Annotated in this window: 8 protein-coding genes and 1 other annotated feature; of the genes, 5 read left to right on the forward strand and 3 right to left on the reverse strand. The window is 54.5% G+C overall.

Annotated elements, in window-relative coordinates; translation table 11 throughout:
- Positions 1-3: 3 nt before the first annotated feature.
- Together hisG and hisL are read right to left on the reverse strand one after the other, a co-directional pair.
- The gene (gene hisG / locus ACOTX7_RS16350) at positions 4-903 is read right to left on the reverse strand and encodes an ATP phosphoribosyltransferase (RefSeq protein WP_006811208.1); all 900 of its coding nucleotides are present in this window, start codon (positions 901-903) and stop codon (positions 4-6) included.
- Between the two features lie 45 nt (positions 904-948).
- Positions 949-1,072 (reverse strand) — a sequence feature (His leader region).
- Positions 1,048-1,098: a his operon leader peptide gene (gene hisL, locus ACOTX7_RS16355; protein ID WP_099516347.1), complete on the reverse strand. Its 51-nt coding sequence runs from the start codon at positions 1,096-1,098 to the stop codon at positions 1,048-1,050. (Overlaps the previous feature by 25 nt.)
- A 173-nt stretch (positions 1,099-1,271) precedes the next feature.
- Between hisL and ACOTX7_RS16360 the strand changes: the two genes are divergently transcribed.
- The 4 genes from ACOTX7_RS16360 to ACOTX7_RS16375 all read left to right on the forward strand — a co-directional run bounded on the left by ACOTX7_RS16360 (position 1,272) and on the right by ACOTX7_RS16375 (position 4,697).
- Positions 1,272-2,096 (forward strand): SDR family oxidoreductase, encoded by an 825-nt coding sequence (locus ACOTX7_RS16360; protein WP_221256206.1) that lies wholly within the window; start codon positions 1,272-1,274, stop codon positions 2,094-2,096.
- A gap of 41 nt (positions 2,097-2,137) precedes the next feature.
- On the forward strand, positions 2,138-3,067 hold the full coding sequence (locus ACOTX7_RS16365; protein ID WP_221256205.1) for a LysR substrate-binding domain-containing protein: 930 nt from the start codon (positions 2,138-2,140) through the stop codon (positions 3,065-3,067).
- A 219-nt stretch (positions 3,068-3,286) separates the two neighbouring features.
- Entirely contained in the window at positions 3,287-3,349 is a 63-nt protein-coding gene (gene yoeI, locus ACOTX7_RS16370) for a membrane protein YoeI (protein ID WP_099458931.1), read from the forward strand.
- Positions 3,339-4,697 (forward strand): APC family permease, encoded by a 1,359-nt coding sequence (locus ACOTX7_RS16375; RefSeq protein WP_047354513.1) that lies wholly within the window; start codon positions 3,339-3,341, stop codon positions 4,695-4,697. The genes yoeI and ACOTX7_RS16375 overlap by 11 nt, the downstream gene beginning before the upstream one ends.
- Positions 4,698-4,818: 121 nt before the next feature.
- On the opposite strand, the gene sbcB is transcribed toward ACOTX7_RS16375, so the two are convergent.
- Complete coding sequence (gene sbcB / locus ACOTX7_RS16380; protein WP_407045039.1) at positions 4,819-6,255, reverse strand: exodeoxyribonuclease I; 1,437 nt, start codon at positions 6,253-6,255, stop codon at positions 4,819-4,821.
- Positions 6,256-6,446: 191 nt separating this feature from the next.
- Here sbcB and dacD point away from each other — a divergent pair, with 191 nt between their 5' ends.
- Positions 6,447-7,619 (forward strand): serine-type D-Ala-D-Ala carboxypeptidase DacD, encoded by a 1,173-nt coding sequence (gene dacD / locus ACOTX7_RS16385; RefSeq protein WP_139237274.1) that lies wholly within the window; start codon positions 6,447-6,449, stop codon positions 7,617-7,619.
- The last annotated feature ends 152 nt before the right edge of the window (positions 7,620-7,771 follow it).

Raw genomic sequence — 7,771 nt, forward strand, 5'->3', positions numbered from 1 at the left:
TCGTTACTCCATCATCTTCTCAATTGGCAGCACCAGAATGGAGCTTGCGCCCAGCGCCTTCAGTTTTTCCATCGTTTCCCAGAACAGGGTTTCACTGCTGACCATGTGCATCGCCACACGCTGCTGGTCGCCCGCCAGCGGCAGAATGGTAGGACGCTCTGCGCCTGGCAGCAGGGCAATCACTTCCTCCAGACGCTCGGTTGGCGCGTGCATCATGATGTATTTGGATTCACGCGCCTGAATCACGCCCTGAATACGGGTCAGCAGCTTGTCGATGAGCTGTTGTTTGGCCTCAGCCATCTCGCCGTCGCGCTGGATAAGGCACGCTTTAGAGCGGTAGATCACTTCCACTTCGCGCAGGCCGTTCGCTTCCAGCGTGGCGCCGGTGGAGACGAGGTCACAGATGGCATCGGCCAGGCCCGCACGCGGCGCCACTTCTACAGAGCCATTCAGCAGACAGGATTTAAACTGCACGCCTTTTTGATCGAGGTAACGCTTCAGCAGGTGAGGGTAAGAGGTGGCAATACGTTTGCCGTTCAGCGCGGCCGGGCCGTCCCAGGCTTCGTCGACCGGCGTGGCCAGCGACAGACGGCAGCCGCCGAAGTCCAGACGACGCAGGGTAAAGTAGCGTGGATCTTCGCCCTGCGCGCGGCGGGTTAATAACTCTTCTTCCAGGACGTTTTCACCGATGATGCCGAGATCAACGACGCCATCCATCACCAGACCCGGGATATCGTCATCACGTACGCGCAGAATGTCGATCGGCATATTTTCAGCCAGGGCGATCAGACGCTGGGTGTGCAGGTTAATTTTAATCCCGCAGCGGGCCAGCAGTTCGCGTGAATCGTCGCTTAAACGGCCTGATTTTTGAATAGCTATGCGTAAACGTGAGTTATCTAACATTCTGTGTTCCTCGTTATCCTGTTTTAACCTGTCTGAATGCGGTCCAAAAAAAAGCCCCCGGAAGAAGATCTTCCGGGGGCTTTTTCATGCGTTCATGCACCACTGGAAGATCCAAACGTCTTCCAGCACACATCGCCTGAAAGACTAGTCAGGATGATGGTGATGATGGTGGTTTTTAAAAGGAACGCGTGTCATATAAATTCTCGTTGAATGCTTATGCATTTGATGTCTTTTAACCTAAACCAGTTGTACGCCATAAAGCAAGGGCTTTTTTTGATCATTAATTCATTTCATATTGATGGTATGAATTGTGCGTTCCACCAGGCTGGCGTAGCCTTATAACAGGCATCGTTAAGCGGAGAATGTACATGAAAAAGGTCGCGATTGTCGGGTTAGGGTGGTTAGGAATGCCACTGGCGATGTCATTAGCCGCGAAAGGCTGGCAGGTGACAGGGAGTAAGACCACCCGAGATGGGGTTGAAGCGGCACGCATGTGCGGCATTGATGGTGTCGAGCTGCGTCTCGAACCCGAGCTTATCTGCGATACCGACGAGCTGGATGAACTGATGAATGTGGATGCGCTGGTTATTACCTTACCGGCGCGGCGCAGCGGGCCGGGGGAGACTTTTTACTTGCAGGCGGTGCAGGAGATCGTCGACAGCGCCCTGGCGCACCATATTCCGCGTATCATTTTTACCAGCTCAACCTCCGTCTATGGCGATATCGACGGCACGGCGAAGGAGAACACCGAGCGCCGTCCGGTGACCGCCAGTGGCCGGGTGCTGAAAGAGCTGGAAGACTGGCTGCACAATCTGCCGGGTACGCAGGTGGATATTTTACGCCTGGCCGGGCTGGTGGGGCCGGGGCGTCATCCGGGGCGCTTCTTTGCCGGTAAATCCGCGCCGGATGGCCAGCACGGGGTTAATCTTGTGCATCTTGAAGATGTTATCGGCGCAATAGAATTGCTTTTACAGGCTCCGAAAGGGGGGCACATCTATAATATATGTGCGCCTTCGCATCCGCCGCGCAGCACTTTCTACCCGCTGATGGCGCGCCAGCTGGGTCTGGCGCCGCCGGTATTCAGTGAGGTGCAGGGGGAACGCAAAGGCAAAATTATTGATGGCAATCGTATTTGCCATGAACTGGGATTTGAGTATCAGTATCCCGATCCGCTGGTTATGCCCATGGAATAATTGCGCCAGCGGAGGCAATCGCACACCGCAAGGGGGCGAAGATGAAACCGCTGCTGGATGTTCTTGTTATTCTGGATGCGCTGGAAAAAGAGGGGAGCTTTGCCGCCGCCTCGGCGAAGCTCTATAAAACCCCTTCGGCCCTGAGCTATACCGTGCAAAAGCTCGAGAGCGATCTTAATATCCAAATCCTTGACCGCACCGGGCATCGCGCCCGTTTCACCCGTACAGGGCAGATGCTGCTGGAGAAAGGGCGTGACGTGCTGCATACGGTGCGCGAGCTGGAAAAACAGGCCGTCAAACTTCACCAGGGCTGGGAAAATGAGCTGGTGATTGGAGTCGATGATACTTTCCCTTTTTCCCTGCTTACCCCGCTTATAGAGGCGTTCTATCAGCGCCATAGCGTTACGCGTCTGGTGTTTATCAATGGCGTGCTGGGTGGTTCATGGGAGGCCCTGACACAGGGCAGGGCGGATATCATCGTTGGGGCGCTGCATGAGCCTCCTCAGTTGAGTGAATTTGGTTTTGCCCGGCTGGGCGTTCTGGAGCAGATTTTCGCCGTTGCGCCTCATCACCCGCTGGCCAGTGAACCGGAGCCTGTTACCCGACGCGTCATTAAAAACTATCGCGCCATTGTGGTTGGAGACAGTTCTCGCCCCGAGTGCGGTATTTCATCGCAACTGCTGGATGAGCAAGAAGCCATTACCGTTTTTGATTTTAAAACCAAGCTGGAACTGCAAATAAGCGGCCTGGGGTGCGGTTACCTTCCCCGTTATTTAGCGCAGCGGTTTATTGACAGCGGAGCGCTGGTGGAAAAACAGGTTTTAGCGCAGAGCAGTAACGAATCGGTGTGGGTGGGCTGGAATGAACAAACCGCCGGGCTTGCCAGCGCCTGGTGGCGAGACGAAATTTTAGCAAATAGTGCTATCGCGACAGTTTACACTCAGGCAGATGATGGGAAATCAACCAGTTAGTAAAATAAATTTATGGGCAGGTTTCTCAATGTATTGCCTTTTGTATCTGGAATAGGGCAAAATGCCGCCGCTGCAAACAAATGAATAATCGACGATATAAAAGGCGTCGGTTATTTTTTTTTGCATGTACGAAACGAAACTAAAAACCAAGAGGCCGGGCTTCGTACCGGATAGATATTTACTAAAATCCGACAGTTGTTGTCGCTGAGGAAGAAAGAAATGGGGCAATTTTTCGCTTACGTGGCGGTTATCACCGTAAAGGAGAATAACTATGTCGCATAACGCAACTCCAAACACCTCTCGCGTGGAATTACGTAAAACGCTTACGTTGATTCCGGTTGTTATGATGGGCCTTGCCTATATGCAACCGATGACGCTGTTCGATACATTCGGTATCGTATCAGGCCTTACTGACGGTCACGTTGCAACGGCGTACGCCTTTGCGCTGGTCGCCATCCTCTTTACAGCGCTGAGCTACGGTAAACTGGTTCGCCGTTTCCCGTCCGCAGGCTCTGCGTACACCTATGCTCAGAAATCCATTAGCCCGGCGGTTGGCTTTATGGTGGGCTGGTCATCACTGCTGGACTACCTGTTCATGCCGATGATCAACATTCTGTTGGCAAAAATTTACTTCGAAGCGCTGGTGCCTACCGTGCCGTCGTGGATCTTCGTTGTGGCGCTGGTGGCCTTTATGACCATCTCTAACCTGCGCAGCATCAAGACCGTGGCTAACTTCAACACCCTGATTGTGATCCTTCAGATGGGGATTGTTGCGGTTATCGTTGGGCTGATCATCTACGGCGTTTCCCACGGGGAAGGCGCAGGTACGCTGACCAGCACCCGTCCGTTCTGGTCTGAAGGTGCGCATGTTGTGCCGATGATCACCGGCGCGACTATCCTGTGCTTCTCGTTCCTGGGCTTCGACGGTATCTCTTCTCTGTCTGAAGAGACCAAAGACGCTGAGCGCGTGATCCCGAAAGCGATTTTCCTGACCGCGCTGATTGGCGGCCTGATCTTCATCGGTGCGTCTTACTTCTTACAGCTGTACTTCCCGGATATCTCTCGCTTTAAAGATCCGGATGCATCACAGCCTGAAATTATGCTGTACGTGGCGGGTAAAACCTTCCAGTGGGGCGTGCTGATCTTCTCCAGCGTCACCGTACTGGCTTCCGGTATGGCAGCGCATGCGGGCGTTTCTCGTCTGATGTACGTGATGGGCCGTGACGGTGTGTTCCCAACTCGCTTCTTCGGTTACGTGCATCCTAAATGGCGTACCCCGGCATGGAACGTGCTGCTGGTGGGCGCGATTGCGCTGCTGGCGATTAAATTCGACCTGGTAACGGCCACTGCGCTGATTAACTTTGGTGCGCTGGTGGCGTTCACCTTCGTTAACCTCTCCGTGATTTCGCAGTTCTGGATCCGTGAGAAGCGCAACAAGACGCTGAAGGACCACATCAACTATCTGGTGCTGCCAGTGTGTGGTGCCCTGACGGTGGGTGCGCTGTGGATTAACCTGGAAGAGAGCTCAATGGTTCTGGGTCTGATCTGGGGTGCAATCGGTCTGATTTACCTGGCTTGCGTGACCAGAAGCTTCCGCAACCCGGTTCCTCAGTACGAAGACGTCGCGTAAGACCGTGTCGGGTGGCGGCTACGCTCAACCCGACCTACAGTTTCGCAGGCCGGGTAAGCGTTAGCGCCACCCGGCAAAAAAAAGCCGGAGACATCGCCTCCGGCTTTTTTGTACCCGTTACTCAGACAATCTCTTGCGCGTACTGGTACAACGCTTTCAGCAGCGCCTGTTTCTCGGCATTCCCTTCATACTGACCGTAAAGCATCTCCAGCTCTTGTGCGTAGCTGTTGAGAAACTCCGGCGTAAACACGTTGCGCCGATGCTGTAACCAGCGCTCCTGCTCTGCTTCATCCAGCGTGCCGGGATAGTTACGCGCGCGATAATTAAACATCAGCTTCTCGATACGCTTATCTGCGAAGGTGATATCCAGCGCGGGCAGGTTACGCGGGTCGGTTTGCAGTACGATGTTCATCGCCGCGCGATCGGCATCGCTGAAGAAACCGTTATAAAGCTGCGCATCCACATTTTCCGACGGCACGAACGGCTCTGCTTCGGCAAAAATGGCGACGACTTTCTCCCGCACCTGCGGGTTGTCGCGCAGCACTTTCAGGTTGTCGAGGCAGTGCTGACGGTTAATCCCCAGCCGGTCGGCGTCTTCCGGGCGCAGCGTATTGGCCTGCGCCAGTACCGGGCACTTGTTGATATGCACCAGTTTCACCGGTACAGCGGGCAGGTCACCCAGCGCATCTTTCGGCGTATAGAGCCGATCACGTAAGGTGTCGCTGTCGAACTCAAGCAGCGGCGAAATATCCCCGGCGAGATCCACCATGATGACGGCGTTACGGTTGTCCGGATGCCAGGCAAGCGGCGCCACCCAGCTTGTGTTCCCGCGCCACGCACCGAACATCCCTGAAATATGCACCAGCGGTTTCATCTGCGGGACATCAATCAGCGTCATCAGCTTCTGCTTGCTGCGATGGCTCAACAGATACTCAAACAGGCGCGGCTGCGCGGTTTTGACGAGTTTCGCCATAGCGATGGTCGCGTAGACGTCTGCCATCGCGTCGTGGGCGTTGCTGTGCTCGATGCCGTTGGCCCGCGTCAGGTGCTCGAGCCTGAAGCTCGGCAAGCCGTCCTCATTCTCTGGCCAGTGGATCCCCTCCGGGCGCAGCGCATAGCAGGCGCGCATGATATCCAGCAAATCCCAGCGTGAATTACGGTTCTGCCAGCTCCAGGCATACGGATCGTAGAAGTTGCGGTAAAAGATATTGCGCGTCACTTCATCGTCAAAACGGATGTTGTTGTAACCCACCACGCAGGTATTGGACACCGTAAACAGATCGTGGATGCGACGGGCAAATTCTGCTTCGCTAACGCCTTTATCCCGCGCTTCCTGAGGCGTGATGCCTGTCACCATTACCGCGCCTGGCTGCGGCAGGTAATCATCGGCGGGCTTGCAGTAAAACACTTCGGGTTCCCCGATGATGTTAAATTCGTCATCGGTACGGATAGCCGCAAACTGCGCCGGTCGGTCCAGCGCCGGATGGGTGCCAAAGGTTTCGTAATCGTGGAACAAAAAAGTCGGGCGCGCAGCAGAGTCAGACACCAGTAATCTCATCCTGTTAAAAATTGACGTCTCTATGGTAAACGATTGGGGTGAGCAGTCCGAATAAAAAGCACGGTCAGGCAAGAAATTTGCGAGATTTGTTCCGAAAAAATCTGCGCGCTGTCACATTTTTTTGCAATTAAGGCAGGTAACGACATCAGAACTCCCGTAAAAAGGTCATCGATTTTTACTGACCTGAGGATATGCCGTTGAAACGCCGTCTGTTTATTGCTGTTTCTTTACTCGCTTCGAGTATTTCATCCGCGCTGGCTGCCGAGCCGCTGGATTTTTCACCTCAGCCGCCTGCCATCCAGGCAGGCTCCTGGGTATTGATGGATTACACCACGGGTCAAATCTTAACGGCGGGCAACGAACATCAGCAGCGCAATCCGGCGAGCCTGACCAAACTGATGACGGGGTACGTTGTCGACCGCGCCATTGATAGCCACCGTATCAGTCCGGATGACATTGTGACGGTCGGACGTGACGCCTGGGCAAAAGGCAATCCGGTCTTTGACGGTTCGTCACTGATGTTTCTGAAGGAGGGCGATCGGGTTTCCGTACGCGATCTCAGCCGCGGCCTGATTGTTGATTCCGGCAATGACGCCTGCGTGGCGCTGGCGGATCACGTGGCGGGCGGTCAGCCACAGTTCGTCAGGATGATGAATGACTACGTTGAAAAGCTGAACCTTCGCGATACCCATTTCGAAACTGTACACGGGCTGGATGCACCGGGTCAGCACAGCTCCGCTTACGATCTCGCCGTGCTTTCCCGCGCCATCATCCACGGTGAGCCTGAGTTCTACCATATGTATAGCGAAAAGAGTCTGACCTGGAACGGCATCACCCAGCAGAACCGCAACGGCCTGCTGTGGGATAAGACCATGAACGTGGATGGCCTGAAAACGGGACACACGTCGGGCGCGGGCTTTAACCTGATTGCCTCCGCGGTGGACGGTCAGCGTCGACTGATTGCGGTGGTGATGGGGGCAGACAGCCCGAAAGGACGTGAAGATCAGGCGCGCAAGCTGTTGCACTGGGGACAGCAAAATTTCGATACGGTGCAGATCCTGCATAACGGCAAAAAAGTAGGTAGCGAACGCATCTGGTACGGCGATAAAGAGCAGATCGCGCTGGGCACCGATCAGGACTTCTGGCTGGCATTACCCAAAACGGAAGTGCCGAACATCAAAGCGAAATACGTGATGGATAAAAAAGAGCTGGAAGCGCCGATCGCCGCGCATCAGCGGGTAGGGGAGATCCAGCTTTACGATCGTGACAAGGTGGTGGCGCACTGGCCGCTGGTTACGCTGGAACGCGTTGAAAAGGGCGGCCTTTTTTCCCGCCTCGGCGATTATCTGCATCATAAACTCTAACTTTTCGGGCAGACTGGCAGTGTTGCGAGTCTGCTCACATAATAAATACTCCTGGTTTGCCGATAATCTCGATTCTGCTTTACAGTGTATATATATGGGTCTTCCCCGATCATGGTGGGAAGGCTCAGAACGCCATATTCAGCTTTCCGTAG

It is taken from the genome of Enterobacter cloacae complex sp. IR5418, assembly GCF_049238105.1.
GTDB lineage: Bacteria > Pseudomonadota > Gammaproteobacteria > Enterobacterales > Enterobacteriaceae > Enterobacter > Enterobacter hormaechei.

Excerpts from the sequence above, each read along its gene's own strand:
- hisG (WP_006811208.1), bottom strand. The coding sequence starts at position 903 with ATGTTAGATAACTCACGTTTACGCATAGCTATTCAAAAATCAGGCCGT.
- ACOTX7_RS16360 (WP_221256206.1), top strand. The coding sequence starts at position 1,272 with ATGAAAAAGGTCGCGATTGTCGGGTTAGGGTGGTTAGGAATGCCACTG.
- ACOTX7_RS16365 (WP_221256205.1), top strand. The coding sequence starts at position 2,138 with ATGAAACCGCTGCTGGATGTTCTTGTTATTCTGGATGCGCTGGAAAAA.
- ACOTX7_RS16375 (WP_047354513.1), top strand. The coding sequence starts at position 3,339 with ATGTCGCATAACGCAACTCCAAACACCTCTCGCGTGGAATTACGTAAA.
- sbcB (WP_407045039.1), bottom strand. The coding sequence starts at position 6,255 with ATGAGATTACTGGTGTCTGACTCTGCTGCGCGCCCGACTTTTTTGTTC.
- dacD (WP_139237274.1), top strand. The coding sequence starts at position 6,447 with ATGCCGTTGAAACGCCGTCTGTTTATTGCTGTTTCTTTACTCGCTTCG.